Source organism: Rathayibacter sp. AY1F8 (genome assembly GCF_002932165.1).
Taxonomy (GTDB): Bacteria; Actinomycetota; Actinomycetes; order Actinomycetales; family Microbacteriaceae; genus Rathayibacter.
The window spans coordinates 14,682-40,423 of sequence record NZ_PSVB01000012.1 but is presented as its reverse complement, the minus strand read 5'-3'; the positions used below and the strand labels follow the sequence as shown (position 1 = coordinate 40,423).

Below are 25,742 nucleotides of genomic sequence, written 5' to 3'. Positions count from 1 at the left end.
TTCCTCCTCCGCCTTGCAGCTCACCACGCCGGCACCCGCGCTACGGGTCTGGATGTCAGGGGCGCCGCCTGCGGCGAGCGAGCCGGGGGAATGCGAAAAGGGCCCGTGCTGATGGCACGGGCCCTCTTGCGGTGGTGGGGGGTCAGACGTTCTTGGTCCAGTCGACGTCGGCGTCCTCGTCGGTGAGCTCGGCGTCGCCGGACTCGTCGAGGACGAGGTTCGGGAGGGTCAGCGCCTCGGTGGGAGGAGCGATGACCGTCGCCTCGTCGCGGCGGTGACGCAGGATGTCGTTCACGTAGGCGGTGACCGCCTCCGCCAGGGGGACGTCGCGCGCCTGCTGCTGCGACATGAACCATCGGTGCTCGAGCAGCTGGTGGAACATCTCGGCCGGCTCCAGGCGGCCCTTGAGATCACGGGGGATCGAGCGGATGACCGGCTCGAACACCTGCGCCAGCCACTCGTGCGCCACCATCTCCTCGTCCAGGCCCTGCTTGTCGTAGGTCGCCGTGTACGAGTCGAGGTCGTTGAGCAGGCGCCGCGCCTGGTTCTCCTGCGCGTCCAGCCCGGTGAGACGGAGCAGCCGCCGCTGGTGGTGGCCGGCGTCGACCACCTTCGGCTGGATCCGCACCGTGGACCCGGCCTCGTCGGTCTTGATCGCGAGCTCCTCGATGTCGAAGCCCAGCTCGTTCAGCCGGTTCACGCGGTCGTTGATCCGCCAGCGCTCCGAGGTCGCGAACGACTCGGCACCGGTCAGCTCCTTCCAGAGGCTGCGGTACGCCGCGACGATGCCGTCGGAGACCGTGATCGGATCGAGGTCGTCGTCGACGCGACCGCCGGCCTCGAGGTCGAGCAGCTCGCCGGCGATGTTGACGCGGGCGATCTCCAGATCGTTCTCGCGCTGGCCGTTCGAGAGGCCGCCCGAGTAGAGCTGCCCGGTCTCCGCATCGACCAGGTAGGCGGCGAAGGCGCCGGCATCGCGCCGGAAGAGGGTGTTCGAAAGGGACACGTCGCCCCAGAAGAAGCCGATCACGTGCAGGCGGACCAGGAGGAGCGCCAGCGCGTCGACCAGACGGGTCGCCGTGTCCGGCCGCAGCGTCTGCGAGAAGAGCGCCCGGTAGGGGAGCGAGAACTTGAGGTGACGGGTGACCAGCACGGCGGGCAGGGCCTCGCCCTCGTCGTCGGTGCGGTTCGTGATCACCGCGCCCGGCACCACGCACGGCACGTCGAGGCGCTGCAGCGTCTTCAGCATCTCGTACTCGCGCCGCGACATCTCGGCGGTCGTCTCCTTGACGGCGACGACGTGACCGGAGAGGTGGGCGAAACGGACCGTGTGCCGCGAGATGCCCTTCGGCAGGGCGGCGATGTACTCGTCGGGCCAGTCGTCGAGCCGCAGGTTCCACGGCAGGTCGAGCAGGGCCGGGTCGACGGTGGCCGAGGTGATGTTCAGGGAGCCGGACATGGTGCGCCGTTCGTGTCGCGTGTCGGACGGTGGGGGAGCCGCAGACGACGCTGCCGCCGCCCTGGAGGGGACGGCGGCAGCGTGCGGTGCAGGAGGAGGCTCAGGAGAGGCGCTCGCCCGACTCCGCGTCGAAGATGTGCACGCGGTGGTTCGCGGTCACGTACACGCGGTCGCCCGCGGTCGGGTGCACGCGGCCGTCGACGCGCGCGACGATGTCGGTGCGGCGGCCCTCGACCTCGGTGTGGCCGTAGAGGTAGCCGTCCGAGCCGAGCTCCTCGATGAGGTCGACCTCGATCGGCAGTCCGCCGGGCTGGGTCGAGACGGTGACGTCCTCCGGGCGCACGCCGAGCGTGACGACCTTCTGGCTCGTCTTCGCGAGCGCCTCGCGGGCGATCGGGAGGACGGTGTCGCCGAACTTGACGCCGCCGTCGGTGACGTCCGCGTGGAAGAGGTTCATCGCGGGCGAGCCGATGAAGCCGGCCACGAAGACGTTGTTCGGGTTCTCGTACAGGTCGCGGGGCGAGCCGACCTGCTGGAGGAGGCCGTCCTTGAGGACCGCGATGCGGTCGCCCATGGTGAGCGCCTCGGTCTGGTCGTGGGTGACGTAGACCGTGGTGATGCCCAGGCGGCGCTGCAGCGTGCCGATCTGGGTGCGGGTGGACACGCGGAGCTTGGCGTCGAGGTTCGACAGCGGCTCGTCCATGAGGAAGACCTGGGGCTTGCGGACGATGGCGCGGCCCATCGCGACGCGCTGGCGCTGGCCACCGGAGAGCGCCTTCGGCTTGCGGTTCAGGTAGGGCTCGAGGTCGAGCATCTTCGCGGCCTCGAGGACCCGCGCGGCGCGCTCGTCCTTGTTGACGCCGGCGATCTTGAGCGCGAAGCCCATGTTCTCGGCGACCGACATGTGCGGGTACAGCGCGTAGTTCTGGAAGACCATCGCGATGTCGCGGTCCTTCGGCGGAACGTCCGTGACGTTGCGGTCGCCGATGAGGATGCGGCCCTCGTTGACCTCCTCGAGGCCGGCGAGCATGCGCAGGGAGGTGGACTTGCCGCAGCCGGAGGGGCCGACGAGGACGAGGAACTCGCCGTCGCCCACCTCGAGGTTGAGCTTGTCGACGGAGGCACGAGTGGCCCCGGGGTAGACGCGGGACGCGTGGTCGAAAGTTACGGACGCCATTGTTCTTGCTCCTTCACCGGCAGGTACGTGCCGGACGATCCGAGTGAATGGAAGTGATGGTCATCATCGCGTGGGCGACTCCGACCAACCGTCACAGTATGCCACGGGGCCGACAGTCGTCGGTCGGGCACCGCGTATCCGTCGTTTGGAGGTTTCCCAGGGCTCGCGCGTAGGATTCCGGCGAGTCGCGCCCGGCGACCCCCTTCTTCCCCCTCTCTCATTCGGAGCGTTCTTGTCATGACCACCGGCGGAGCCAATGACCGTCTCTCGAAGAACCAGCGACGAGAGGCCGCCCGAGAGAAGGCGCGCCGCCTGCGCGAGCAGCAGAAGCGCCGCGACCGCGTGAGCCGCTTCGCCCTGCAGGGCGGGCTCGCCGCCGTCGTGATCGCGGTCGTCGTGATCGTGGTCTTCGCCGTCACCTCGAGCATCCGCCCCGCGGGCCCGGGCCCGGCGAACATGGCGAGCGACGGTGTCGTCATCGGCGAGAACATGGTCGCGCAGACGAGCGGCGCCGTCGCCGCCGACGGGACGCCCACCCCCAGCGCGCTCGACACCTCGGCCGGCACGGTCGACATCCGGGTCTACCTCGACTACCTCTGCCCCTACTGCGGCCAGTTCGAGAAGACCAACGGCGACCAGATCAAGGAGTGGGTGACCAGCGGTGCCGCGACGGTCGAGATCCACCCGATCGCCATCCTCACGACCCGCTCCAACGGCACCAAGTACTCGGAGCGCTCGGCCAACGCCGCCGCGTGCGTCGCGGACCGCTCGCCCGACTCGTTCTTCGACTTCAACTCCCTGCTCTTCGCCAACCAGCCGGCGGAGGGGACCGACGGACTCTCGGACGACCAGTTGAAGGATTACGCCTCGCAGGCCGGCGTCGAGGACACGGCGGCCGTGAACACCTGCATCGACGACCAGAGCTTCGTGAGCTGGGTCCGCGCCGCGACCGAGCGCGCCACCTCGGGTCCGCTGCCCGGCACGGACGTGCCCGCAGTCACGGGCACCCCGACCGTCCTGGTCAACGGCGAGGCGTACTCGGGCTCGCTGACCGACCCGGACGCCTTCAGCTCCTTCGTGCTCTCGGCCGCCGCCGACTCCTACTCGTCGGCGACTCCCGCGCCCACCTCCTCCGAGACCCCGGCGCCGAGCGACACGCCCGCCTCGACCGAGGCCCCCGCGTCGACCGAGACGCCCGCGTCGACCGAGACCCCCGCTCCCAGCGACGCCCCGGTCTCCACCGAGGCTCCGGCCTCCTCCGAGCCCACTCCGGCCGCCGCGGGCTGAGCCCCGGACGCGCAAGAACCCCGCGCATGCAGAAGGCCCCGACCGCACACAGCGGTCGGGGCCTTCTTCTCTCCTGAGCCGACGACGGGACTTGAACCCGTAACCGCCCGATTACAAGTCGGGTGCGCTACCAATTGCGCCACGTCGGCAGGTGCGCTCGCGCGCCCGGCCACCCTATCGCGGGCCCCGGATCCGCCCGGATCGGGGCCCGCCGCGTCTCACGGTTCGAGGATGCTGAGGTGCCGCTCGGCGGGAGCGGGACGCTTGGGGCCGCCGATCTTCCCGTCGGGACGGCCGACGTAGAGCCAGCCGAGCAGCTCCTCGCCCTTCTCGAGGCGATGCGCCTTCCGCACGGCCTTGTCGCGCGTGTAGGAGCCGGTGCGCCAGAAGACACCCCAGCCCGCCTCGTCGAGCAGCAGGCTCAGGAGGTGGGCGACGCCCGAGGCGACGGCCTCCTGCTCCCAGGCCGGCACCTTCGACTTCTTGACGCTGACCACGACGGCCAGCAGCAGGGAGGCGCGGTGCGTCTTCTCGATGTACTTCCGCGGGTCCTTCTTCGCCCCCGAGGCGACCGCGAAGCTGCGGCCGACCCGGTCGCGGGCGGCGCCGCGGATCTCGATGACCCGCCACGGGCGCAGCGAGCTGTGATCGGCGAGACGCGACGCCGCCGAGACGAACGCCGCGATCTCGTCGTGCCCCGGAGCCTCCGGCGTCACCTTCGAGCGCGATCGGCGCGCGAGGACGGCCTCGAGCACGGGGGAGGAGGACACGGTCACTCGCCCTCGGCCTGGAAGTTCAGGGCGATCGAGTTCATGCAGTAGCGGTCGCCGGTGGGCGTGCCGAAGCCGTCGGGGAAGACGTGTCCCAGGTGGGATCCGCAGTTCGCGCAGCGGACCTCGGTGCGGACCATGCCGAGGGTGCTGTCCTCGATCAGCTGGACCGCGTCCGGGTTCACGGACTCGTAGAAGCTCGGCCAGCCGCAGCCGGAGTCGAACTTGGTGCCGCTCTTGAAGAGCTCGGCGTTGCAGGCGGCACAGGTGTAGAGGCCGGAGCGGTGCTCGTCGAGCAGCTCGCCGGTCCACGGGCGCTCGGTGGCCGCTTCGCGCAGGACCGCGTACTGGTCGCGGTCGAGCTCCTCGCGCCACTCGGCGTCGGACTTGTTCACGGAATACGACGACATGGGTCTCCCTCGGAATCCTCGTCAGTGTACGGGGGCGGTCGCGCCCCTCCACCTGGTCCAACCCCCGGGACGACGGCTCCATTCCGCCTCCACGGGCTCTGGAGGAGACTCCCCGCCGGCACGCCGCGACGCGGTCACGAGCCGTTCGGAGCGCCTCCCCGGCGGCGGCCGTGGGCCTGCCTACCCTGGAGGGATGAGCAGGACGACGGACCCGAGACCGGGCACCGGTCTGTCCGAGCGCGAGCTGCGGGTGCTCGCCTTCGAGCGCGAGTGGACGGCCCGCTCCGGGGACAAGGACGACGCGATCCGCTCCCAGTTCGGACTGTCGGCGCCCCGCTACTATCAGGTGCTCAGCGCGGTGCTCGCCTCTCCGGCCGCTCTCGCGCACGACCCGATGCTCGTCACGCGGCTGCAGCGCATCCGCGACCAGCGCGCCGGCGCCCGCGCCTCGCGACGCCTCGGGCGCCTCGAGTAGACGAGCTGCTCGAGTCCACCAACGGAAGGCCGGCCGTACCCCCGATGTCGAACACGCACCCGAGAGACCGCTTCGACGAGGTCCCGGCGACGGAGGCGCGCGTCGGCGCCCACCGCCGGCCGCCGGCCCCTCACGCCCGCGCGGTCGCCCTCGCCTGGGCCGCGCTCGCCACCGGAGTCATCGTCCTGCTCGGCTTCATCGGGCTGCTGGTCATCGACGACCGGGTGCAGTTCACGGACGTCTTCACTCCGCCGACCGCGACCGCGGAGGCGACCCCGACCGCCGCCGCGACGCTCGATCCCGATCTCGCCGTCGCCGTCCTCAACGGCACCGCCACCGTCGGACTCGCCGCCAGCGCCGGCGACGCCCTGACGACGGCCGGATGGAGCGTCCCGACCGTCGCGAACGCGAACACCGAGGACATCGCCGCCACGACCGTCTACTACACTGACCCGGCGCTCGAGGGAGCGGCCCTCGGGCTCGTCGACTCGCTCGGAACGGGGACCGTCCTGCTCTCGCAGGACTTCGTCGAGACGGGCTCCGTCGTCGTGGTCCTGGGGGCCGATTACGCCTCCGAGCAGGGCTGATCGGGGCCCTCTGTTACGGGCACGTTTCCTCCGTGTTGAATCCCGGGCAACTCTTCCCCGCGAGGCCCTCTCCCGCCCCTCCCGGGGCCGATAGCCGGATTAGTATTCCTGACCAGGCGCCAGCACATCGCTCGTGCCGCGGGCATCACAGCACTGGGGAGTACAGAGATGGCGAACGGAACCGTCAAGTGGTTCAACGCTGAGAAGGGCTACGGCTTCATCACGGTCGACGGCGGCGGACAGGACGTCTTCGTCCACTACTCCGCGATCGACATGTCGGGGTACAAGGTCCTCGAGGAGGGGCAGCAGGTCGCGTTCGAGGTCGGCACGGGGTCGAAGGGCCCCCAGGCCGAATCGGTCCGCCCGGCCTGACCGCCGAGCCTCCCGGGAGCCGTCGTCCGCCTCGTGCGGGCGGCGGCTCCTTCGTGTCGGAGCGCGTGCCGGTCGCTTGCACTCGTCCACCGCGAGTGCCAGAATCGACCTTGGCACTCGCTCCGGTCGAGTGCCAGCACAGACATTTCACGACGTCCGGGAGGGACGAGAAACACACATGGCCAAGATCATTGCTTTTGACGAAGAAGCCCGCCGCGGCCTCGAGCGTGGACTCAACACTCTGGCCGACGCGGTCAAGGTGACCCTCGGCCCGCGCGGCCGCAACGTCGTCCTCGAGAAGAAGTGGGGCGCTCCCACCATCACGAACGACGGCGTCTCCATCGCCAAGGAGATCGAGCTCGACGAGCCGTACGAGAAGATCGGCGCCGAGCTCGTCAAGGAGGTTGCCAAGAAGACCGACGACGTCGCCGGCGACGGAACCACCACCGCGACCGTCCTCGCTCAGGCGCTCGTCCGCGAGGGCCTGCGCAACGTCGCGGCCGGCGCCGACCCGATCAGCCTCAAGAAGGGCATCGAGAAGGCCGTCAAGGCCGTCACCGCCGAGCTCATCGCCGGCGCGAAGGCGATCGAGACCAAGGAGGAGATCGCGGCGACCGCCTCCATCTCCGCCGCGGACCCCGAGATCGGCGCGATCATCGCCGAGGCGATCGACAAGGTCGGCAAGGAGGGCGTCGTCACCGTCGAGGAGTCGAACACCTTCGGCACCGAGCTCGAGCTCACCGAGGGCATGCGCTTCGACAAGGGCTACCTGTCGCAGTACTTCGTGACCGACCCCGACCGTCAGGAGGCGGTGTTCGAGGACCCCTACATCCTCATCGTCAACTCCAAGGTCTCGAACATCAAGGACCTGCTCCCGGTCGTCGACAAGGTGATCCAGGCGGGCAAGCAGCTGCTGATCATCGCCGAGGACGTCGACGGCGAGGCGCTGGCGACCCTGGTCGTCAACAAGATCCGCGGCATCTTCAAGTCGGTCGCCGTCAAGGCCCCCGGCTTCGGCGACCGTCGCAAGGCGCAGCTCCAGGACATCGCGATCCTCACCGGCGGCCAGGTCATCTCCGAGGAGGTCGGCCTCAAGCTCGAGAACGTCACCCTCGACCTGCTCGGCTCGGCCCGCAAGGTCGTCATCACCAAGGACGAGACCACGATCGTCGAGGGTGCCGGCGACGCCGAGGCCATCGCCGGCCGCGTCGCCCAGATCCGCGGCGAGATCGAGAACACCGACAGCGACTACGACCGCGAGAAGCTCCAGGAGCGCCTCGCGAAGCTCGCCGGCGGCGTCGCGGTCATCAAGGCCGGAGCGGCGACCGAGGTCGAGCTCAAGGAGCGCAAGCACCGCATCGAGGACGCCGTCCGCAACGCGAAGGCCGCCGTCGAGGAGGGCATCGTCGCCGGTGGTGGCGTCGCCCTCATCCAGGCCGGCAAGCTCGCCTTCGAGAAGCTCGAGCTCGTCGGAGACGAGGCGACCGGCGCGAACATCGTCAAGGTCGCCATCGACGCCCCGCTCAAGCAGATCGCCCTCAACGCGGGCATGGAGCCCGGCGTCGTCGCTGCGAAGGTCCGCGAGCTGCCCACCGGACACGGCCTCAACGCCGCGACCGGCGAGTACGTCGACCTCATCGCCGCGGGCATCATCGACCCGGTCAAGGTCACGCGCTCCGCTCTGCAGAACGCGGCGTCGATCGCCGGTCTCTTCCTCACCACGGAGGCCGTCGTCGCCGACAAGCCCGAGAAGAACCCGGTCGCCGCGGGCGGCGACCCCACCGGAGGCATGGACTTCTAGTCCGTCCCCCCACCACGCAGAAGGCGGTTCCCCTCCGGGGGAGCCGCCTTCGGCGTTTCCGGAGGCATCTGAGCGAGCAGCAGGCGACCGGACCGGCAGGTGGTTCTGAATCCGCTCCGCGACCATAACGGCGGTTCTCCTGCGGTGGCACCGCTCTCCGCGCCGCCTCGGTCGCCTCAGCGGACACCGGCACCGGAAGCGCGTGGAAGGCGCCGGTGCGGGTCGCGACGTCCGGGGTCAGGGCGGAGATGTCGTCGGCCGAACGGATGCGGACGGCGATGCCGCAGGATCCGGTGACGCGGCATCCGTCGAGCGTCGGGTCTCATCTCCAGCGGTCTGGGCGGGCTCGCCGCCCGTTGGTCCCCAAGAGGAGAGAGTGAGCCGTGCGCGGCCGTGCGGGCCGGGTCGGCGAGGTCACGGTCGCTCGAGCGGATCGATCTGTGCCGCTCGCGGACGTCGACGGGAGAGCTCGGACCGAAGAGCCCCCCGATGGGAGACGGGCGGCGGTGCGGATCAGACCGAGGCGGGGGAGGTCTCGCCGTTCTGGCCGACCGTCAAGAGCGGCAGCGCGACGCGGAAGGTCGCGCCTCCGCCCGGCGTCTCGACGACGTCCACGCGGCCCTTGTGCGCGGCGACGATCGAGGACACGATCGCCAGCCCGAGGCCGCTGCCGCCGGTCTCGCGGGTCCGCGAGGTGTCCGCGCGCCAGAAGCGCTGGAAGATCTTCTCGCGGATCTGCGGCGGGATGCCCTCGCCGTGATCGATGACCTCCAGCAGGGCGAGGCGGCGGGAGCGGTCGACGGCGACGCCGATCTCGATCGGAGTGTCCTCGGGCGTGTAGCGGACGGCGTTGCCGATCAGGTTCGTCAGGACCTGGCGGATCTTGTTCTCCTCCGCCATCACCATCGCCGGCACGCCCGGCTCCTCGGGGGCGGTGGCGGTGCCGGCGGCGATCTCCTCGGCGTTGACCCGGCGCGGACGCCGGCGGAATCGGGCGAGCCTCGCTCCTGCCGCGGCGATCGGGCCGGTGAGCCCGGGGTTCGTCAGCTCCATGGTCTGCGTGGCGGAGGCGCCGGCCTCGTCGGGCTCGAGCGCGGGCGTCTCCACGGGGGTGTCGTCGCGGGTCTCGACGCCGAAGTCGCGGTCGGGCCAGGAGGCCATCGCGTCCATCGCGGCGTCGCGGGCGAGCGGCATCAGATCGACGGGCGCGAGTGCGAGAGGCTTCGTCTCGTCGAGGCGGGCGAGCTCGAGGAGGTCCTCGACCAGGCCGCCCATCCGGATCGCCTCCTTCTCGATGCGCTCCATCGCCTGGCCGACGGCCTCGGGCGTCTGCAGAGCGCCCATCCGGTACAGCTCGGCGTAGCCGCGGACCGAGACCAGCGGCGTGCGCAGCTCGTGGCTGGCGTCGCCGACGAAGCGGCGCATCTGGTCGATCGTGCGGGCGCGGTCGCGGAAGGCGGAGTCGATCCGCCCGAGCATCGCGTTCAGGGAGCGGTTGAGACGTCCGACCTCGGTGTTGGGTGTCGTGCCGTCCAGGCGCTGGCTGAAGTCGCCGTCGGCGATGGCGGCGGCGGTCTGCTCGACCTCGCGCAGCGGGGCGAAGGTGGTGGTGACCAGCAGGCGGGTGAGGAGTGCGCCGATCACGACGATCGCGACTCCGAAGCCGAGGAAGATCGTGAGGTACGTCGTCATGATGACGTCGACGCTGCGGGTCGACACCGCGAGCAGGAGCGTCTGGTACTCGGTGCCCCTCGTGAACACCGTCGACATGACGTGGTACTCGACCTTGCCGTTGGAGCTCCAGATCTCCATCGGCTTGTCGCCGCCCTGCAGCGCCTGCTCGAGGGTGAAGGTCTGCGGGAAGGCGGGGTCGGCCGCGCCGGACGCGTTCGTGTTGTCGAGCGTGCCGTACTGGTCGTAGACGGCGCCGAAATCGGCCTTGGACTCGTCGATCGCGGCCAAGTCGTTAACGGAGAGGTCGCTCGCCGTCCGCTGGACCTGGTCGGCCAGCTGCGCGTCGAGCTGGGCGACGAGCTGCGGCTTCAGCATCGTCATCGTCCCGATCCCGGAGACGAGGAGTCCCAGCGTGAGCAGGAGGACCGTGACCGCGGTGATCTTCGTGCGCAACGAGATGGAGTTCCACCGCTCGGCCAGACCCTGGTGCATGGCGGTGGAACTCCCTCGGGATCGGCGGGCGCCGCGCCTCCGGCGGGAGGTGGCGCCGAGGTGGCGGAGGCTAGGCCTTCGCGACCTTCAGCATGTATCCGAATCCTCGCTTGGTCTGGATGAGCGATTCCTCCGAATGCGTGTCGAGCTTACGTCGCAGGTACGAGATGTAGGACTCGACGATGCCCGCATCGCCGTTGAAGTCGTACTCCCACACGTGGTCGAGGATCTGCGCCTTGCTGAGCACCCGGTTCGGGTTGAGCATCAGGTAGCGGAGCAGCTTGAACTCGGTGGGGCTGAGCTCCACCGGCTCGTCGCCGACGAGGACCTCGTGCGTGTCCTGGTCCATGGTCAGCTCGCCGGCCCGGATGACCGCGTCCTCCTCGGCGTGCATGGTGCGGCGGAGGATCGCCTTGATGCGCGCGACGATCTCGTCGAGGCTGAACGGCTTCGTGACGTAGTCGTCACCGCCGACGGTGAGGCCCGTGATCTTGTCCTCGGTGTCGTCCTTCGCCGTGAGGAAGAGGATGGGGGAGGTGTATCCGGCCGAGCGGAGGCGCTTGGTCACGCCGAATCCGTTCATGTCCGGGAGCATCACGTCGAGGATGATCAGGTCCGGCTCCTCCTCGAGAACCGCCGAGATCGCCTGGGCCCCGTTGCCGACCGCGCGCACGGCGAAGCCGGCGAAGCGGAGGCTCGTGGTGAGCAGGTCTCTGATGTTGGGCTCGTCGTCGACGATGAGAATGCGGGGTCCGTCCATGCAGGACAGTATCTGGCCGTCGACTGTACGGAGTCTGGGAGTCGGTTGTCCGGGCGCTCGGTGCCGGCTCGGCGGCGGGGAACGCCGGATCGGAGGCGGTGCGGCAGGAGGAGAGCGCGTCCGATCAGGACTGCGCGCGGCGGCGCCGGACCCCCACGATGAGCATCGCGATCATCATGAGGAACGCGATGGGCAGGCCCACCAGCGGCACGGCGAAGACGAACTGCCAGAACGGGCCGATCTTCTGTACCCCGAGCACCAAGGCAACAAGGATCGCGAGGAACGCGAGGACCGTCACGACGATGATCGCGATGAACATGTAGGCGAGCGTGCGCTCCGCGCGTCCGACGCCCGCCGGCTCCTGTGGCTTCACCCGTCAAGGATAGGGCGGCCCCGGTCGACTAAACTGATGGCTGCTTCATTTCCAGGAGGGGTCTGCATGCCTACCGGCAAGGTCAAGTTCTACGACGAGGAGAAGGGCTTCGGCTTCATCAGCACTGATGACGGCCAGGAGGTCTTCCTGCACGCTTCCGCGCTGCCCTCCGGGACCGCGGTCAAGGCCGGCACCCGCCTCGAGTTCGGCATCGCCGACGGCAAGCGCGGGGCGCAGGCGCTCGCGGCGCGCGTCCTCGACGCTCCGCCGAGCCTGGTGAAGCTCAACCGGAAGTCCGCGGACGACATGTCCGTGATCGTGGAGGACACGGTCAAGCTGCTCGACGGGATCGGCGCCGGGCTCAAGCGCGGCCGCTACCCCGACAAGGCGCACGGGCGCACGATCGCGGCGCTCCTGCGCCGGGTTGCGGACGAGCTGGATGCCTGACGCCGACGGCACGACCGACGAGCAGGGCCCGGTCGAGGAGACCGTCGCCGCTCCGACCACGGAGGACGCTCGCGTGGAGCAGTCCTCGGAAGAGGGTGACTCCGGCGCCGAGCCGGACGCGATTCCCGCCGATTCTGACTCCTCCGCTGAGGACGCGCGCGGAGCCGACGAGGATATCGACGCTGACCAGGCGGCTCCTGTCGACGAGGCGCCCTCCGGCGAGGGTGAGAGCGACGCGGCCCTCCCGGTGGCCGAGGCTTCTGCCGAGGACTCCGCCTCTGCGGAGGAGACTCTTCCGGCCGACGACGTCGCCGCGGAGGCGGGAGTCTCCGGCTCGGGCACGGCTTCTGCTGCAGTGCCGGCTCCTGCTGAGGACGCGGCCACTGCTGACGATGCGGTTCCTGCTGACGATGCGGTTCCTGCTGACGACGCGGGAACATCTGAGGACTCGGCTCCTGCTCAGGACATGGTTCCTGCTGACGACTCGGCTCCTGCTGAGGATGCGGCTCCTGCTGACGACTCGGCTCCTGCTGAGGATGCGGCTCCTGCTGAGGATGCGGCTCCTGCTGAGGATGCGACTTCTGCTGAGGATTCCGCCCCCGTCGCCGACGACCGTTCCGAGGCCGACGACGACGCTTCAACGGAGGAGGCGGACGAGGCCGCCGCGGACGAGGCTCTCGAGCCCGTCTACGAGGCGGACGCCGTGCTTGCCGGGTCTCTCGATGTCGCGCGCGCCGCGCTCGCCGAGATCGCCCCCGAGGGGACGATCGGCGAGCTGGTCACGACTCTGGCGCAGGGCGAGCACGTCGTGTCGCTGCAGTTCGCGAACCTCATGCGCGGGTACCCGGGTTGGCTGTGGACGGCGACGCTGTCCCGGATCGACGAGACCGAGGACGTGAACGTCCTGGAGGTCGAGCTGCTGCCGGGCGAGGGCGCGGTCCTCGCTCCGGACTGGGTGCCGTGGTCCGTGCGTCTCGCCGACTACCAGACCGCGCAGGACGCGCTCGGCGAGGAGGTCGAGGACGCGGACGGCGACGAGCTCGAGGACGCCGAGGAAGACGACCTCGACGACGAGTCGGACGACGACTCCGACGAGGACGAGGACGACTCGGACGACGACGATCCGGTCGACGACGACGACGACTCGGACGACGATTCCGACGGCGACGACTCGGACGACGAGGACTCGGACTCGGACGACTCCGACGACGACGACCCGGACGACGACTCGGACGACGAGGACTCCGACGACGTCGAGCCCGAACCCGCTCCCGCCCCCGCCACCCGTCGCCGTCGCCGTCGCCGCTGATCCGGTCCGGCGCCGCCCGATGAGCATCGACTCCGACACCCGCATCGCCTATCCCGACGGCACCGTGCGCTCCTCCGGGCGCGTGCAGCACGTGGGCCGGCTGCAGGACGGCCGCTTGGCGGTCGTCCTCGATGCGACCTCCGCTCACCCCGTCGACCCGACCTGGCCCGACCAGGGGCCCGACCGCGGTGCGCTGGTCGTGGCGCGGGAGCGGCTTCCCCTCATCGACTGCCTCATCGGGGCGTGGCAGGGCGGCGAGCTGCACGTCGGCGAGCGGCTCCCGGCGCGGCTCGGCACTCCGGAGTGGAGCTTCGTCGTCGTCCACATCGTCGACGACGCCTCCTCACTCCACGTGGACGACGAGGTCGACGTCGAGGTCGACACGGAGCACCGGCACGAGCTCTCCCGTGGGCACACCGCCTGCCACCTCGCCTCCCTCGCCCTGAACGCCGCTCTGGCCTCGTTCTGGTCGAAGCCGGCGCGCACCGACGCTCTCGGGAACCCGGACTTCGACCAGGCGGCGATCCAGACCTCGCGGATCCGCGAGTCCGGCTCCACCGACGTTTACCGCCTCGGCAAGTCCCTCCGACGCAGCGGGATGGACACCGCCCGCCTGCTGGCGGAGATCCTCGAGGTGCAGGAGCGGGTGAACGCCCTCCTCGCCGAGTGGATCGCCTCGGACGCGGAGGTGCGCATCGAGCGCGACGACGACCTCCTCAGCACGCGGCGGACCTGGCGTTGCACCCTCCCCGCGGGGGACGCCGCGATCGCTTGCGGCGGCACCCACGTCGAGCGCCTCGGCGAGTTCACCGGCCTGCGCGTCCGTCTCGAGCCCGAGGCCGACGGCACCGGACTCCGGATGGAGACCGACGCGGTCTAGCGGCGGTTGCGGCTGTAGAACAGCCCGATCGTGCCGAGGACCAGTCCGATCACGACGGTCGACAGAACGACCGGCTCGATGACGGCTCCGACGGCCGTCGCCACGAGCACGGCCACGAGCGCGACCGCCCAGACGGCGCACCCGACCAGCAGAGCCGTCGCGTCGTCGCTCGCGTAGGGCGGCGGCGCGGGCCGCCGCTCCTCCTCGCGCAGCCACAGCCGCATGGCGTGCCTCAGACCGCCAGGCGCTCGAGGACGTGGTCGATGCAGCCGAGCAGCGAGCGGACGTCGTCCGGCTCGATCGCGACGAACGTCGCCACGCGCAGCTGGTTGCGGCCGAGCTTGCGGTACGGCTCCGTGTCGACGATCCCGTTCGCGCGGAGGATCTTCGCGACGAGAGCGGCATCGACGGAGGCGTCGAAGTCGACGGTCGCGACGACCTGGGAGCGGTGCTCGGGCACCTCGACGAACGGGGTGGCGAGGCTCGAGGCCTCGGCCCAGTCGTAGATCGTGGAGGAGGACTCAGCCGTGCGCGCCGACGCCCAGGCCAGGCCGCCCGAGGCGTTCATCCACTCGAGCTGCGACTCCATCAGCAGGAGGGTCGAGAGCGCCGGAGTGTTCAGCGTCTGGTTCAGGCGCGAGTTGTCGACGGCGTTCTTGAGGCTCAGGAACTCGGGGATGTAGCGGCCGCTCGCCGCGATGCGCTCGATCCGCTCGATCGCGGCGGGGGAGAAGAGGCCGAACCAGAGTCCGCCGTCGGAGGCGAAGTTCTTCTGCGGGGCGAAGTAGTAGACGTCGGCCTCGGCGATGTCGACGTCGATGCCGCCCGCCGCGCTGGTGGCATCGATGACGGTGAGCGCGCCCTCGTCGCCGCGGACCCGGCGGACCGGGGCCATCACTCCGGTGCTCGTCTCGTTGTGGGGCCACGCGTACACGTCGATCCCCTCGACGATCTCGACCTCGCTCCGGGACCCAGCGGGGGCGGAGACGACGTGGGCCGGCTCGAGGAACGGCGCGGAGGCGGCGGCCGCGAACTTCTGGCCGAACTCGCCGAACGTGAGGTTCTCGGCGCGGCGCTCGATGAGGGAGAAGGCGGCGGCGTCCCAGAAGGCGGTCGAGCCGCCGTTGCCCAGCAGGACCTCGTAGCCGTCGGGGATGCGGAACAGCGTGGCGAGGTGCTCGCGCACGCGCCCGACGAGGTCCTTGACGGGCGCCTGGCGGTGCGAGGTCCCGAGGAGGTGCGCGCCCTGCGTCGCGAGGTGGGCGAGCTGGTCGTGCCGCACCTTGGACGGGCCGCAGCCGAACCGTCCGTCGTGGGGGAGCAGCTCGCGAGGAATGGTGAGGTCCGGCATGCGTTAATACTAGGGTTCCCGGCCCGCACCCCTCCTCCGAGCGACGGAGGCCTGCGTCGCGCCGCAGCGCCGATGCTGCGTCGAGGCGACCACTAGGGTGGAGCGCGCCGAGACGGGAAGGCTGAGATGACGGATCTGATCGACACCACCGAGATGTACCTGCGCACCATCCTCGAGCTCGAGGAGGAGAACATCATCCCGCTGCGCGCGCGCATCTCGGAGCGGCTCAGCCACTCCGGGCCGACCGTGTCGCAGACCGTCGGTCGCATGGAGCGCGACGGCCTCGTCGTCGTCTCGGGCGACCGCCACCTCGAGCTCACCTCCGACGGCCGCCGCAAGGCGATCCACGTCATGCGCAAGCACCGCCTCGCCGAGCGGCTCCTCCACGACGTCATCAAGCTCGACTGGGAGTTCGTGCACGAGGAGGCCTGCCGCTGGGAGCACGTGATGAGCGAGCAGGTCGAGCGCCGTCTCCTCGAGATGCTCGACCACCCGACGGAGTCGCCCTACGGCAATCCGATCCCGGGCCTGGACGAGCTCGGCGACACCCCCGCCTCCCGCTTCGCCGACGGCGTCATCAGCCTGCCGCGCTTCGTCGCGGGGTCGAGCGAGCCCCGCCGCGGCGTCGTCCGACGCCTCGGCGAGCCGGCGCAGGTCGATCCGGAGCTCCTCCTCCAGCTCAAGCAGGCCGGCGTCGTCCCCGGTGCCGAGGGCGAGTTCTCGGCCCTCAACGGCTACGTGCTCGCTCGCATCGACGGCGCCGAGGCGGGCATCGAGCTGCCGAACGAGGTCGCGGCGCACATCTTCCTCGTCGTCTGACCCGCGTCTCCCTGGGAGCGGCCCGTACGGCCCCCTTACCGCATCCGGTGACCGGAGGCGAACGGGAGAGCGGTCTCTTCCCGCCGAGAAGGTGACAAATCGGTAACGGTCGCTTACGCTCTGTGGAGCCCTGCGGCCGAGCCTCGGTCCCAGGGCGCGGGATCCGACGCCCCCACACCCGTCTCGGATCCTGTGCACACCGATGCTTCGTGCATGAGACGGGACAGCTGCCTGGGCTGAGGGGACGTCGGAGGATCTCCCCCTTGCCCCAGAACCCCCTCACCCCGAACGAGGACGCCGGCTCACCCGACCGGTTCCGCTCCAACCACCCCGACCGCTCCGGCGACGCGACCTTCGAGAACCGGCCCCCGGTCATCCGCGCCCGGATCCACGGGGACGCACCCGTCTCCCGTCGCGCCGTTCCCGTAGCTCCTGCCCGCCGCGCGGACATCACCGACTTCGTGCCGTCGCCGGCCGGGACCCCGCGCAAGCGCCGGGGCCGTGTCGTCGGCAAGGTCGCGATGGTCGGCTTCGCCGGCGCGCTGGTCGCGACCATGGCGCTCCCTGCCTACGCCTTCACTCCGGGCAGCCAGGACGACGGCCTGTTCGCGGCGTCGCGAGCCGACCTCCTCCGCCAGGGCTCCGCGCAGACCGTCGCCGTCGACGGCGGAGTGGTGCAGGCCGCGATCGCCCGCGACGGCTTCTCGGCCGAGGCGGCGCCCCCGCCGCCCGCACCGGAGCCCGAGCCCGTCGTGGTGGCCGAGCCCGTCGTCGACACGAGCGACGTCGCGGAGGCGCGCGCCGAGACCGCCGAGGAGTTCAACTCCTACTCCGGCGCCTCGGCCAGCGAGATCGCGGCCGCCGCCCCGACCACCAGCTACAGCCTCCCGGCGGTGTTCGATACGGCGATGCAGTACCAGGGCGTGCCCTACGTCTTCGGTGGAGCCGACCCGAGCGGCTTCGACTGCTCCGGCTTCGTGATGTACGTCTTCGCCCAGTACGGCATCTCGATGCCGCACTCGGCTGCGGGCCAGGGCGCCATGGGCACCCCCGTCTCGCTCGCCGACGCGCAGCCCGGCGACCTCGTCATCATGGACGGCCACGACGGCTTCTACGCGGGCAACGGCAACATCCTGCACGCGCCGTACGAGGGCGCGAGCGTCCGCGTGCAGCCGCTGTGGACCTCCGACTACCGGATCGTGCGCATCAACGGCTGACCCGGTCGATCCGCTCGAGAGCCCGTCCCCTCCTGGAGGGGGCGGGCTCTCGTCGTCCCGCCGTGTGAACGCCGCGTGACGAATCCGGACCGACCCCTGGTGTTCCGGGCGTGAAGGGTTAACCTGAACCCCAGTCCGCTCGCGTGGCGAGCGGATCGATTCGTCGAGGGACGGAGTGCCGGGATGGCCGAGCGGAGCGGGCGCCACAGCGTGGGGCTGCGCTCGCGCGTGCGGCCGGCCGATTCGATACGCGCGCGGGTCCTCACCGCGGCGGTGCACTCCTCCGACACGCGGATACGACTCCACGTCATCGCGCGGCACTCCGCCGCGGCCTCGCAGGGCGCCGTCATCACGACGGCGCCCTTGCTCGTGGTCGCGGCGCTTTCGCGTGACGGCGTGCGACAGCACGGAGGTCACTGATGCGCACTCTGGTTCTCAACGCCGGCTACGAGCCGCTCGCGGTGGTGTCGTTCAAGCGGGCCCTGGTCCTGCTGATGACGGAGAAGGCGACCGTGATCGCCGCGGACGAGGGCAATCCGGTGCACAGCGCGCACGGCGACCACGTGCGGCCCTCGGTGATCGTGCTGACCCGGTACGTGCGCATCCCGAGCGGCCGGAGTGTGCCGGTATCGCGCCGGGGCGTGCTCCGCCGGGACAACCACCGCTGCGGCTACTGCGGTCAGCACGCGGCGACGATCGACCACATCCAGCCCAAGTCGCGCGGGGGCCGGGACACGTGGGAGAACCTCGTCGCCTGCTGCCAGCGCTGCAACAACGTCAAGAGCGACCGCACCCCGCACGAGATGGGATGGCGTCTGCGCACCGTCCCCCGGATGCCGCGCGCCGGCTCCTGGCTCGTGCGCGGCGCGGAGCGGACGCAGCCCGACTGGGACGACTACCTGGCTCCCGCCGCCTGACGGGCCGCGGTCGCGCCGCTGGCGGCGTTGTCGTCGGGCGCGATACCGCCGGTATCGCTTCCTCCTCCGCCTTGCCAGCGACACGACCGCGACCCGTCAGTGGAGGGCGTGGTGCGCGACCCGGCGCTATTCGTTGTCGTTGCCGGTGCTCTGGCTGGCGTTGCCGGAGCGCTCGCCGGCCCAGGTCCAGTTCGCGACCTCGGGGATGTCCTCGCCGTGCTCGCGGGTGTAGGCGCGGGCGCGGATGCGGGCGTCCTGCATCTCCTGGCGGAGACCGGCGGCGCGGGCGCCGAGGCCGGGGGTCCGGTCGATGACGTCGATCACCAGCGAGTAACGGTCGAGGTCGTTGAGCATCACCATGTCGAAGGGAGTGGTGGTGGTGCCGTTCTCCTTGTACCCGCGCACGTGCAGGTTGCCGTGGCCGGTCCGCTTGTAGGTCAGGCGGTGGATCAGCCACGGATAGCCGTGGTACGCGAACACGATCGGGCGGTCGGGGGTGAAGACCGCATCGAACTCGCGGTCGGAGAGGCCGTGCGGGTGCTCCGACTCCGACATCAGACGCATCAGATCGACCACGTTGACCGTGCGGATCGCAAGGTCCGGCAGCGTCTCGCGGAGGATGCTCACCGCCGCGAGGGTCTCGAGGGTCGGCACGTCGCCCGCGCAGGCGAGCACGACGTCCGGGGACTCGCCCTGCCGCTCGCTGCTCGCCCACTCCAGGATGCCGAGGCCCCGCGTGCAGTGCGCGACCGCCTCCGCCATCGTGAGCCACTGGGGCGAGGGCTGCTTGCCGGCGACGACCACGTTGACGTAGTCCACGCTCCGGAGGCAGTGGTCGTAGGTCGAGAGGAGCGTGTTCGCGTCGAAGGGCAGGTAGACGCGCACGACCTCGGGCTTCTTGTTGACGACGTGGTCGATGAAGCCCGGGTCCTGGTGGCTGAAGCCGTTGTGGTCCTGGCGCCAGACGTGGCTCGAGAGCAGGTAGTTGAGGCTCGCGATCGGGCGGCGCCACTCGATGTCGCGGGTGCCGTCCAGCCACTTCGCGTGCTGGTTGAACATCGAGTCGATGATGTGGATGAACGCCTCGTAGCAGGTGAAGAGCCCGTGGCGGCCGGTGAGCAGGTAGCCCTCCAGCCACCCCTGGCACTGGTGCTCCGAGAGCACCTCCATGACCCGCCCGGCGCGAGCCAGGTGGTCGTCGAGGGGGCTGAGCTCGGCGTCCCACTGCTTGTCGGTGGCGGCGTAGACGGACTGCAACCGGTTGCTCGCGACCTCGTCCGGCCCGAAGAGGCGGAAGTTGGTCGGGTTGGCGCGGATGACGTCGGCGAGCCATTCGCCGAGCACCTTGGTCGCCTCCGCGACGGTGCCACCCGGCTGCTCCACGACGACCTCGTAGCGGCGGAAGTCGGGCAGGTCGAGAGTCTGCCGCAGCAGCCCGCCGTTCGCGTGCGGGGTCGCGCTCATCCGCAGCTCGCCCTCGGGGGCCAGCGAGCGGACGCGGTCGACCACGCCGCCCTCCTCGGTGAAGAGCTCCTCGGGCCGGTAGGAGCGGAGCCAGTCCTCGAGGAGCCGGGTGTGCGCCTCGGTGTCGCGGGCGTTGGGCAGCGGAACCTGGTGCGAGCGGTAGGTGCCCTCCACCTGGACGCCGTCGATCTCGGTCGGACAGGTCCAGCCCTTCGGGGTCTTCAGCACGATCATCGGCCAGGCCGGGCGTGAGAGGTCGCCGGCGGCGGCGCGCTCCTTGATCGCCGCGATGCGGTCGAGCACCGTGTCCAGGACGTCGGCGAACCGCTCGTGCACGCGCATCGGGTCCTCGCCGTCGAAGCCGCCCTCGACGAGGAACGGCTCGTGGCCGTACCCGCGGAGGAGGCTGTCGAGCTCCTCCTGCGGGATGCGGGCGAGGACGGTCGGGTTCGCGATCTTCCAGCCGTTGAGGTGCAGGATCGGCAGGACAACGCCGTCGGTGAGCGGGTTCACGAACTTGTTGGAGTGCCAGCTGGTGGCGAGCGGGCCGGTCTCGGCCTCGCCGTCGCCGACGACCGCCGCGACCAGGAGGTCCGGGTTGTCGAAGGCCGCTCCGTACGCGTGGCTCAGCGCGTACCCGAGCTCTCCGCCCTCGTGGATGCTGCCCGGAGTCTCGGGGGCGGCGTGGCTGGGGATGCCCCCGGGGAAGCTGAACTGGCGGAAGAGGCGGCGCAGCCCCTCCTCCGACTCGTCGATGTGGGAGTAGATCTCGCTGTAGGTGCCGTCGAGGTAGGCGTTGGCGACCATGCCCGGTCCGCCGTGGCCGGGACCGGTGATGTAGAGGGTCGGCTGGCGGCGCTCGCGGATCGCGCGGTTCAGGTGCGCGTAGATCAGGTTGAGGCCGGGGGTCGTGCCCCAGTGGCCGAGCAGGCGGGGCTTGATGTCCTCCCGGCTCAACGGGGTCTTCAGGAGCGGGTTCGCGAGCAGGTAGATCTGTCCGACCGCGAGGTAGTTCGCGGCGCGCCACCAGGCGTCGACCGTGTCGAGAGTGTCCTGGGTCAGCTCGGCGTCGGCGGGTCGCGCGATCCAGCTGTGCTCGGGGACGGGCAGGAGGGACGGAGCGGGGGAGTCGGCCATGTGCCCACGCTGGCATCCGGACGCCCGGGGCGGAAGGGCCTTGCAGGCCCGGTTCCGGAGGGGGTCAGCCGCGCGGCGTCGCCCGGCGGAGGACCAGCGAGCCGACCGCCGTCAGGAGCGCGGCGGGGACGAGGAGCAGAGCGGCGGCTCCGGCGGTGCCCGCGCTCTCGAGGACGTCCACCACGACCGGCCGGCCCCCGGCGAGAGCGACGACGACGACCACCGCGAGTGCCACCGCTCCGAGGGCGAGGAGGAAGGCCGTCACTCCGCGCTCCCGCCAGCGGAGGAAGACCGCGCCCGCTGCTCCGCCGAGGGCGAAGGCGGCGAGGAGCGAGCAGAGCAGGACGACGAAGCGCTCGTGCCACGGACCGTCGAGGGGGGAGGCGAGGAAGAGCGCGCCACCCAGCCACCAGCCCCCGGTCGCCTCCTCGAGCACCCCGAGGGCCACGACGATCGCGGACCAGAGCACGGACAGTGCCGCGAAGGCGAGGGCGCTGCCGAGGACGTGGTCGCGCCGGGTCGCTCCGTAGCTCAGCGCCAGCCCGAAGGTGGCGGTCGTGGCCTGGATGGAGCCGATGAAGAGGAAGACGACGATCAGCATCCCCGGCCCCACGAGCAGGATGCCCGAGTCGCCGCCGCCCCGCTCGGCCCCGATCCCGCGGAGGACGAGCCACCAGATCACGAGGTTGCCGGCGAGGACGGCGAGCAGGACGAGCAGCGGCCAGCCGAGGACCGTCCCGGGGTGGGCGAGGTGGAGCCTCAGGACGGAGAGGATCCTCCGCGGGGAGGCGGAGCGGCGGGCGGGGGCGGTCATGGTCGGTCCTCTCGGATCGGTGGCGGTGGTGTCAGCTGCTGCGCGGGGTGGCGCGGCGGAGGATCGCCCAGCCCGCGACTCCGGCGATCGCGGTCGGGATGAGCGAGAGGGCGTAGCCGCCCGCGTATCCGACGCTGCCGAAGAAGGAGCCGACGGCGGGCCAGTTCTCGGTGAGCGTGAGGAGGGTGATCACGGCCAGCAGGAGGGCGCCGAGGATCCCGAAGAAGAGCAGCATCCCGCGCTGGCGCCAGCGCACGTAGACCGCCGCCGTCGCCGCTCCGATGAAGAAGAAGAAGAGCAGGGCGCAGAGCACCGCGACAGCCTGCTCGCCCACGGAGTCCCCGCCGAAGTAGATCGAGCGGAAGAAGCTGCCGCCGAAGCCCCAGCCGTCGGTCGCCCGCTCCACGATCCCGAGGACCACGAAGACGCCGGTGTAGAAGACCGAGAGGGCGACGAAGGTGAGGGCCGTGCCGAGGGAGAAGTCGCGGCGGGTGGCGCCGTAGCCGAGGGCGAGGCCGAAGGTGACGTTCACCGACTGGACGGCCACGACCATCATGTAGACGAAGAGGAAGAAGGACGCGCCGGAGTAGGTCATCCCCTCCTGCGCCTCGAGGCGCTCGCCGGAGTCGAGCCCGCGGAGGATCAGCCACCAGACGACCAGGTTGCCCGCCAGGATGACGGCCGTGATGATCAGCGGCGTATAGAGGATGGTGGCGGGGTTCGCGAAGTGCAGGCGGACGATGCTGCCGAGGCGGCCGGCGGCGGTGTCGTGGCGCGCGGGGGCGCCGGTGAGGGCGGTCATTCCGAGGCCTTCCCGGTGGTGAGCTGGACGACGAGCTGCTGGAGGGGGACGGACTCGAGTTCGAGCCCGTGGCGGGCGGCGGAGGCGCGGCCGGCGTCGTCGAGCCGGGGGAGCGTGGCCGAGGCGCGGCTGCCGAGAGCGGAGCGGGCGATGACCTCGCGGCCGGCGGTGAACGACTCGACGGCCTGCCGGGGTCCGATGACCGTCGCCGCGGCACCCCGCAGCTCCTCCGCGTCGCTGTCCACGACGAGGCGGCCCTGGTCGATGACGAGGACGTGCTCGAGCAGGCTGCTGACCTCGTCGATGAGGTGGGTGGAGAGGACGACCGTGCGCGGGTGCTCGGCGAAGTCCTGGAGGAGGCGGTCGTAGAACAGCTGCCGGGCGACGGCGTCCAGCCCCAGGTACGGCTCGTCGAAGAACGTGAGCGGGGCGCGGGAGGCGAGACCGACGATCACTCCGATCGCCGAGAGCTGTCCGCGGGAGAGCTTCTTGATCTTGCGGTCGACCGGGAGGCGGAAGTCCTCGACGAGCTCGCGGGCGAACGCCTCGTCCCAGCCGTCGAAGAACCAGGGAGCGCTGCGCAGGACGTGCTTCACCTTGAAGTCGTCGGGGTACTTCTGGCTCTCCTTGATGAAGCAGGTGCGGGAGAGGACGGCGGCGTTCTCCACAGGCGACTGCCCGAAGACGCGGATCTCGCCCGAGCTGGCGAACTCCTGGCCGGTGAGCAGCGACATCAGTGTCGTCTTGCCCGCGCCGTTGCGGCCGAGGAGGCCGTGGATGCGGTTCTCCTCCAGCGCGAAGCCGATGCCGTCGACGGCGCGCATGCGTCCGTAGTTCTTGGTGAGGTCGTGGACCTCGATGACCGCGCTCATCGCGATCCCCCTTCTGTGATCATGTCGGCGAGCTGCTCGGTGCTGAGGCCGAGCTTGGCGGCCTCGGCGAGCAGCGGAGCGACGAACTGGTCGCGGAACTGCGTGCGGCGCTTCTCGACCAGCCGGTCGCGCGCCCCCTCGGCGACGAACATGCCGATCCCCCTCTTCTTGTAGAGCACCCCGTCGTCGACGAGCAGGTTCACGCCCTTGCCGGCGGTGGCCGGGTTGATGCGGTGGAACGCGGCGAACTCGTTGGTCGACGGGACCTGCGACTCCTCCGGCAGCGCGCCGTCGATGATGTCGTTCTCGATCTGCTCGGCGATCTGCAGGAAGAGCGGGCGGGAGTCGTCCACGCGGGCTCCTTCGGTGCTGGGTTGGGTGGTTAGTTGGTGTTGTAACTAACCATGGAGGCGGGAGGCCTTCGTGTCAAGAGGGGTGTGCCGCGCAGTCGCCGCGACGAGGGCCGTGGCGTGCTTCGCTGGCGTTGTGGTGCGGCCTTGTCGTCGCTTCGCGGGGGGCGGGGCACGGCGGGTACACTGGCTCGGCCAGCCTCTGTAGCTCAATGGAAGAGCGACTCCGTCCTAAGGAGCAGGTTGGGGGTTCGAGTCCCTCCAGGGGCACCACAGTGTCGTCACCAAGACCCTTGCCAGAGAAAAACGCCGAGACGGCGCCGATCTCGGCTTCCAGGAAGCTGCTGAGGCTCCGAGCACCACTCTTTCGAGTGGTGCTTTTTTCGTGTGCTGCGAGCTGAATGGCGGTCGAGGCGATCGTCGCGAACGGCTCGTTCAACTCGACGGTGATGGTCTCGTCCGCATGAACGAGAACACGCTCGAGGAAGACTTGATTGAAGAGCCTCTTCACATGGTCCGGTGCCCCGCCGTATGCGCTGGCACACTCCGCGGTCACATTGAGGGCGAGCCGGATCGCGTGCTCGACATCGGCCACGTCCTGGGTGAGCCTCGCTTCGTCCCGCTCGGCGATCGTCCGCTCAGCGCGGATGCGGTCCTGCTCCTTCTTGAACAGGTCGAGCGAGATCGCGTCTGCGTAGTGAGCCTGAAGGAGCCGCAGCTGCTCGCGTTCGAGACGCTCTAAGTCCGTCTTGATCTGTGCTTGTTGGCGCTCGGCGTCGCCTCGGGTGGCCACGAGCTCGTCGTGGAACAGTCGCTCGAGGTCGTCTCGGGGCATGCGGTCGAGCCGGAGACTCTTCTTGTACTCCTCGACGATCTTCTCCTCCACGACGTGGATGAGGACGGCCTTCTGCGTACAGTCGTTCCGCTTCGCCTGACGTGCTGAGCAGTAGAAGTAAGGGTAGATCTCGCCCGACTTCGACCGCGTCATCTGCACGATCAGCCGGTTGTGGCAGTTCCCGCAGTACACGGTGCTCTTGAGGTAGTGGTCGTGGCGACGTCGGCGCTCGCCGGAGCGACGCGACTGCAGCGCGTCCTGCACCTTGTCCCACGTCTCTTGATCGATCAGGGGCTCGTGCTTGCCGGCGTAGGTCGCGCCCGAGAACGAGACCAGGCCGAGGTAGTACGAGTTGATCAGGATCTTGTGGAGGTCCGTGTCGGTGAGCGCTCGTGACGGTACCGGCGGAGGTCGTCGAGTGGTGAGTCCCCGCTGAGCGAGTTCGAGGGCGAGCTGCGACAGGCTGACGCTCGGCTCGGTGTAACGGTGGAAGGCCCAGGTGATGAGCGGAGCTCGGTCGGCGTCTGGGCGAACGGTTCGGCTCTCGCGTCCGTCGCTGTCGAACTCGCGGACGTTCAGGTACCCGAGCGGAGCCCGGCCTGGGGTCCCGCCCTTCTGTACCTTCTGCGTCATGCCCTTGGTGACCTCGTGCGCGAGGTTGCGCGAGTAGAACTCGGCGATCGAGGACATGATGCCGTGAAGGAGCGCACCTGACGGCGATTGGTCGATGCTCTCCGTGGCCGAGATTAAGGCGACGTTCGCGGCGGTCAACTGCTTCATGATCTCGACGTCGTCCTCCCGGTTGCGCGCGAGGCGGTCGACCTTGTGCACAACGACGTAGTCCACGGAGTGCTCGCGGATATACGCGTGCTCTTCTGTCGGCCAAGATGC

Annotated in this window: 26 protein-coding genes, 2 tRNA genes and 1 pseudogene; 13 read left to right on the top strand and 16 right to left on the bottom strand. The window is 70.2% G+C overall.

Annotated features, from left to right (window positions below; translation table 11 throughout):
- Window positions 1–142: 142 nt before the first annotated feature.
- Window positions 143–1,459, bottom strand: a complete 1,317-nt coding sequence (locus C5C35_RS10405; protein WP_104226481.1) for a DUF4032 domain-containing protein — start codon at window positions 1,457–1,459, stop codon at window positions 143–145.
- A 100-nt stretch (window positions 1,460–1,559) separates the two neighbouring features.
- Window positions 1,560–2,636 (bottom strand): ABC transporter ATP-binding protein, encoded by a 1,077-nt coding sequence (locus tag C5C35_RS10400; protein WP_104224593.1) that lies wholly within the window; start codon window positions 2,634–2,636, stop codon window positions 1,560–1,562.
- 237 nt (window positions 2,637–2,873) lie between these two features.
- Here C5C35_RS10400 and C5C35_RS10395 point away from each other — a divergent pair, with 237 nt between their 5' ends.
- The gene (locus tag C5C35_RS10395; RefSeq protein ID WP_104224594.1) at window positions 2,874–3,923 is read left to right on the top strand and encodes a thioredoxin domain-containing protein; all 1,050 of its coding nucleotides are present in this window, start codon (window positions 2,874–2,876) and stop codon (window positions 3,921–3,923) included.
- A gap of 76 nt (window positions 3,924–3,999) precedes the next feature.
- Here C5C35_RS10395 and C5C35_RS10390 read toward each other — a convergent pair.
- From C5C35_RS10390 to msrB, 3 genes are all read right to left on the bottom strand, one after another.
- Window positions 4,000–4,072: transfer RNA gene (locus C5C35_RS10390), tRNA-Thr, on the bottom strand.
- Window positions 4,073–4,141: 69 nt separating this feature from the next.
- Entirely contained in the window at window positions 4,142–4,699 is a 558-nt protein-coding gene (locus C5C35_RS10385) for a nitroreductase family protein (protein WP_104226480.1), read from the bottom strand.
- Window positions 4,696–5,103: a peptide-methionine (R)-S-oxide reductase MsrB gene (gene msrB / locus C5C35_RS10380; RefSeq protein ID WP_104255437.1), complete on the bottom strand. Its 408-nt coding sequence runs from the start codon at window positions 5,101–5,103 to the stop codon at window positions 4,696–4,698. Before msrB ends, C5C35_RS10385 begins: the two co-directional genes overlap by 4 nt.
- Before the next feature lie 193 nt (window positions 5,104–5,296).
- On the opposite strand from msrB, the gene C5C35_RS10375 reads away from it, so the two are divergent.
- The 4 genes from C5C35_RS10375 to groL all read left to right on the top strand — a co-directional run bounded on the left by C5C35_RS10375 (window position 5,297) and on the right by groL (window position 8,338).
- On the top strand, window positions 5,297–5,578 hold the full coding sequence (locus C5C35_RS10375; protein ID WP_104263059.1) for a DUF3263 domain-containing protein: 282 nt from the start codon (window positions 5,297–5,299) through the stop codon (window positions 5,576–5,578).
- Between the two features lie 44 nt (window positions 5,579–5,622).
- On the top strand, window positions 5,623–6,165 hold the full coding sequence (locus C5C35_RS10370; protein WP_104224598.1) for a LytR C-terminal domain-containing protein: 543 nt from the start codon (window positions 5,623–5,625) through the stop codon (window positions 6,163–6,165).
- Window positions 6,166–6,333: 168 nt separating this feature from the next.
- The gene (locus C5C35_RS10365; protein ID WP_104224599.1) at window positions 6,334–6,537 is read left to right on the top strand and encodes a cold-shock protein; all 204 of its coding nucleotides are present in this window, start codon (window positions 6,334–6,336) and stop codon (window positions 6,535–6,537) included.
- Window positions 6,538–6,715: 178 nt separating this feature from the next.
- Window positions 6,716–8,338 carry a chaperonin GroEL gene (gene groL, locus C5C35_RS10360; protein ID WP_104224600.1) on the top strand — a complete coding sequence of 541 codons (1,623 nt, stop codon included), beginning with the start codon at window positions 6,716–6,718 and terminating at the stop codon, window positions 8,336–8,338.
- Between the two features lie 513 nt (window positions 8,339–8,851).
- On the opposite strand, the gene C5C35_RS10355 is transcribed toward groL, so the two are convergent.
- From C5C35_RS10355 to C5C35_RS10345, 3 genes are all read right to left on the bottom strand, one after another.
- Window positions 8,852–10,504 (bottom strand): HAMP domain-containing sensor histidine kinase, encoded by a 1,653-nt coding sequence (locus C5C35_RS10355; RefSeq protein WP_104224601.1) that lies wholly within the window; start codon window positions 10,502–10,504, stop codon window positions 8,852–8,854.
- A 70-nt stretch (window positions 10,505–10,574) separates the two neighbouring features.
- Window positions 10,575–11,264 (bottom strand): response regulator transcription factor, encoded by a 690-nt coding sequence (locus tag C5C35_RS10350; RefSeq protein ID WP_055787731.1) that lies wholly within the window; start codon window positions 11,262–11,264, stop codon window positions 10,575–10,577.
- A gap of 124 nt (window positions 11,265–11,388) precedes the next feature.
- Window positions 11,389–11,637, bottom strand: coding sequence for a hypothetical protein (locus tag C5C35_RS10345; protein WP_258062351.1), 249 nt, complete (start codon window positions 11,635–11,637; stop codon window positions 11,389–11,391).
- 66 nt (window positions 11,638–11,703) lie between these two features.
- On the opposite strand from C5C35_RS10345, the gene C5C35_RS10340 reads away from it, so the two are divergent.
- Genes C5C35_RS10340 through C5C35_RS10330 form a run of 3 tightly spaced genes read left to right on the top strand, consistent with a single transcriptional unit; the run spans window position 11,704 to window position 14,273 of the window.
- The gene (locus tag C5C35_RS10340) at window positions 11,704–12,084 is read left to right on the top strand and encodes a cold-shock protein (RefSeq protein ID WP_104263058.1); all 381 of its coding nucleotides are present in this window, start codon (window positions 11,704–11,706) and stop codon (window positions 12,082–12,084) included.
- Window positions 12,077–13,393, top strand: coding sequence for a DUF3027 domain-containing protein (locus C5C35_RS17255; RefSeq protein WP_258069032.1), 1,317 nt, complete (start codon window positions 12,077–12,079; stop codon window positions 13,391–13,393). The genes C5C35_RS10340 and C5C35_RS17255 overlap by 8 nt, the downstream gene beginning before the upstream one ends.
- Window positions 13,394–13,412: 19 nt before the next feature.
- A complete protein-coding gene (locus tag C5C35_RS10330; protein WP_104263057.1) occupies window positions 13,413–14,273 on the top strand; it encodes a metal-dependent hydrolase in 861 nt (286 codons plus the stop codon).
- Here C5C35_RS10330 and C5C35_RS10325 read toward each other — a convergent pair.
- Both C5C35_RS10325 and serC read right to left on the bottom strand, forming a co-directional pair.
- Window positions 14,270–14,497: a DUF2530 domain-containing protein gene (locus C5C35_RS10325; RefSeq protein ID WP_104263056.1), complete on the bottom strand. Its 228-nt coding sequence runs from the start codon at window positions 14,495–14,497 to the stop codon at window positions 14,270–14,272. The two genes, C5C35_RS10330 and C5C35_RS10325, sit on opposite strands and share 4 nt — an antisense overlap.
- Before the next feature lie 8 nt (window positions 14,498–14,505).
- The gene (gene serC, locus C5C35_RS10320; RefSeq protein ID WP_104263055.1) at window positions 14,506–15,624 is read right to left on the bottom strand and encodes a phosphoserine transaminase; all 1,119 of its coding nucleotides are present in this window, start codon (window positions 15,622–15,624) and stop codon (window positions 14,506–14,508) included.
- A 126-nt stretch (window positions 15,625–15,750) separates the two neighbouring features.
- Between serC and C5C35_RS10315 the strand changes: the two genes are divergently transcribed.
- From C5C35_RS10315 to C5C35_RS10300, 3 genes are all read left to right on the top strand, one after another.
- Complete coding sequence (locus C5C35_RS10315) at window positions 15,751–16,443, top strand: metal-dependent transcriptional regulator (RefSeq protein ID WP_104224606.1); 693 nt, start codon at window positions 15,751–15,753, stop codon at window positions 16,441–16,443.
- A 263-nt stretch (window positions 16,444–16,706) separates the two neighbouring features.
- Window positions 16,707–17,660: a C40 family peptidase gene (locus C5C35_RS16985; RefSeq protein WP_258069031.1), complete on the top strand. Its 954-nt coding sequence runs from the start codon at window positions 16,707–16,709 to the stop codon at window positions 17,658–17,660.
- Window positions 17,661–18,079: 419 nt separating this feature from the next.
- The gene (locus C5C35_RS10300) at window positions 18,080–18,577 is read left to right on the top strand and encodes an HNH endonuclease (RefSeq protein WP_104224608.1); all 498 of its coding nucleotides are present in this window, start codon (window positions 18,080–18,082) and stop codon (window positions 18,575–18,577) included.
- Between the two features lie 126 nt (window positions 18,578–18,703).
- On the opposite strand, the gene C5C35_RS10295 is transcribed toward C5C35_RS10300, so the two are convergent.
- The 5 genes from C5C35_RS10295 to C5C35_RS10275 all read right to left on the bottom strand — a co-directional run bounded on the left by C5C35_RS10295 (window position 18,704) and on the right by C5C35_RS10275 (window position 24,019).
- A complete protein-coding gene (locus tag C5C35_RS10295) occupies window positions 18,704–21,178 on the bottom strand; it encodes a phosphoketolase (RefSeq protein ID WP_104255433.1) in 2,475 nt (824 codons plus the stop codon).
- A gap of 64 nt (window positions 21,179–21,242) precedes the next feature.
- The gene (locus C5C35_RS10290) at window positions 21,243–21,992 is read right to left on the bottom strand and encodes a hypothetical protein (protein WP_104263054.1); all 750 of its coding nucleotides are present in this window, start codon (window positions 21,990–21,992) and stop codon (window positions 21,243–21,245) included.
- A gap of 31 nt (window positions 21,993–22,023) precedes the next feature.
- Window positions 22,024–22,794, bottom strand: a complete 771-nt coding sequence (locus C5C35_RS10285; protein WP_104233881.1) for an ABC transporter permease — start codon at window positions 22,792–22,794, stop codon at window positions 22,024–22,026.
- Entirely contained in the window at window positions 22,791–23,666 is an 876-nt protein-coding gene (locus C5C35_RS10280; protein WP_104261710.1) for an ABC transporter ATP-binding protein, read from the bottom strand. The genes C5C35_RS10285 and C5C35_RS10280 overlap by 4 nt, the downstream gene beginning before the upstream one ends.
- Complete coding sequence (locus C5C35_RS10275) at window positions 23,663–24,019, bottom strand: GntR family transcriptional regulator (RefSeq protein WP_104224613.1); 357 nt, start codon at window positions 24,017–24,019, stop codon at window positions 23,663–23,665. Before C5C35_RS10275 ends, C5C35_RS10280 begins: the two co-directional genes overlap by 4 nt.
- 195 nt (window positions 24,020–24,214) lie before the next feature.
- Here C5C35_RS10275 and C5C35_RS10270 point away from each other — a divergent pair.
- Together C5C35_RS10270 and C5C35_RS10265 are read left to right on the top strand one after the other, a co-directional pair.
- A tRNA-Arg gene (locus tag C5C35_RS10270) sits at window positions 24,215–24,289 on the top strand.
- Window positions 24,290–24,479: 190 nt separating this feature from the next.
- Window positions 24,480–24,758, top strand: coding sequence for a hypothetical protein (locus C5C35_RS10265; RefSeq protein ID WP_104263053.1), 279 nt, complete (start codon window positions 24,480–24,482; stop codon window positions 24,756–24,758).
- A gap of 129 nt (window positions 24,759–24,887) precedes the next feature.
- Here the strand turns inward: C5C35_RS10265 and C5C35_RS17415 are convergent.
- Window positions 24,888–25,712, bottom strand: a pseudogene (locus C5C35_RS17415) (recombinase family protein); the annotation flags it as partial.
- Between the last annotated feature and the right edge of the window lie 30 nt (window positions 25,713–25,742).

Coding starts and splice junctions, on each gene's coding strand:
- C5C35_RS10405 (WP_104226481.1), bottom strand. CDS start 1,459: ATGTCCGGCTCCCTGAACATCACCTCGGCCACCGTCGACCCGGCCCTG.
- C5C35_RS10400 (WP_104224593.1), bottom strand. CDS start 2,636: ATGGCGTCCGTAACTTTCGACCACGCGTCCCGCGTCTACCCCGGGGCC.
- C5C35_RS10395 (WP_104224594.1), top strand. CDS start 2,874: ATGACCACCGGCGGAGCCAATGACCGTCTCTCGAAGAACCAGCGACGA.
- msrB (WP_104255437.1), bottom strand. CDS start 5,103: ATGTCGTCGTATTCCGTGAACAAGTCCGACGCCGAGTGGCGCGAGGAG.
- C5C35_RS10375 (WP_104263059.1), top strand. CDS start 5,297: ATGAGCAGGACGACGGACCCGAGACCGGGCACCGGTCTGTCCGAGCGC.
- C5C35_RS10370 (WP_104224598.1), top strand. CDS start 5,623: ATGTCGAACACGCACCCGAGAGACCGCTTCGACGAGGTCCCGGCGACG.
- C5C35_RS10365 (WP_104224599.1), top strand. CDS start 6,334: ATGGCGAACGGAACCGTCAAGTGGTTCAACGCTGAGAAGGGCTACGGC.
- groL (WP_104224600.1), top strand. CDS start 6,716: ATGGCCAAGATCATTGCTTTTGACGAAGAAGCCCGCCGCGGCCTCGAG.
- C5C35_RS10355 (WP_104224601.1), bottom strand. CDS start 10,504: ATGCACCAGGGTCTGGCCGAGCGGTGGAACTCCATCTCGTTGCGCACG.
- C5C35_RS10350 (WP_055787731.1), bottom strand. CDS start 11,264: ATGGACGGACCCCGCATTCTCATCGTCGACGACGAGCCCAACATCAGA.
- C5C35_RS10340 (WP_104263058.1), top strand. CDS start 11,704: ATGCCTACCGGCAAGGTCAAGTTCTACGACGAGGAGAAGGGCTTCGGC.
- C5C35_RS17255 (WP_258069032.1), top strand. CDS start 12,077: ATGCCTGACGCCGACGGCACGACCGACGAGCAGGGCCCGGTCGAGGAG.
- C5C35_RS10330 (WP_104263057.1), top strand. CDS start 13,413: ATGAGCATCGACTCCGACACCCGCATCGCCTATCCCGACGGCACCGTG.
- C5C35_RS10325 (WP_104263056.1), bottom strand. CDS start 14,497: ATGCGGCTGTGGCTGCGCGAGGAGGAGCGGCGGCCCGCGCCGCCGCCC.
- serC (WP_104263055.1), bottom strand. CDS start 15,624: ATGCCGGACCTCACCATTCCTCGCGAGCTGCTCCCCCACGACGGACGG.
- C5C35_RS10315 (WP_104224606.1), top strand. CDS start 15,751: ATGACGGATCTGATCGACACCACCGAGATGTACCTGCGCACCATCCTC.
- C5C35_RS10300 (WP_104224608.1), top strand. CDS start 18,080: ATGCGCACTCTGGTTCTCAACGCCGGCTACGAGCCGCTCGCGGTGGTG.
- C5C35_RS10295 (WP_104255433.1), bottom strand. CDS start 21,178: ATGGCCGACTCCCCCGCTCCGTCCCTCCTGCCCGTCCCCGAGCACAGC.
- C5C35_RS10290 (WP_104263054.1), bottom strand. CDS start 21,992: ATGACCGCCCCCGCCCGCCGCTCCGCCTCCCCGCGGAGGATCCTCTCC.
- C5C35_RS10285 (WP_104233881.1), bottom strand. CDS start 22,794: ATGACCGCCCTCACCGGCGCCCCCGCGCGCCACGACACCGCCGCCGGC.
- C5C35_RS10280 (WP_104261710.1), bottom strand. CDS start 23,666: ATGAGCGCGGTCATCGAGGTCCACGACCTCACCAAGAACTACGGACGC.
- C5C35_RS10265 (WP_104263053.1), top strand. CDS start 24,480: ATGAACGAGAACACGCTCGAGGAAGACTTGATTGAAGAGCCTCTTCAC.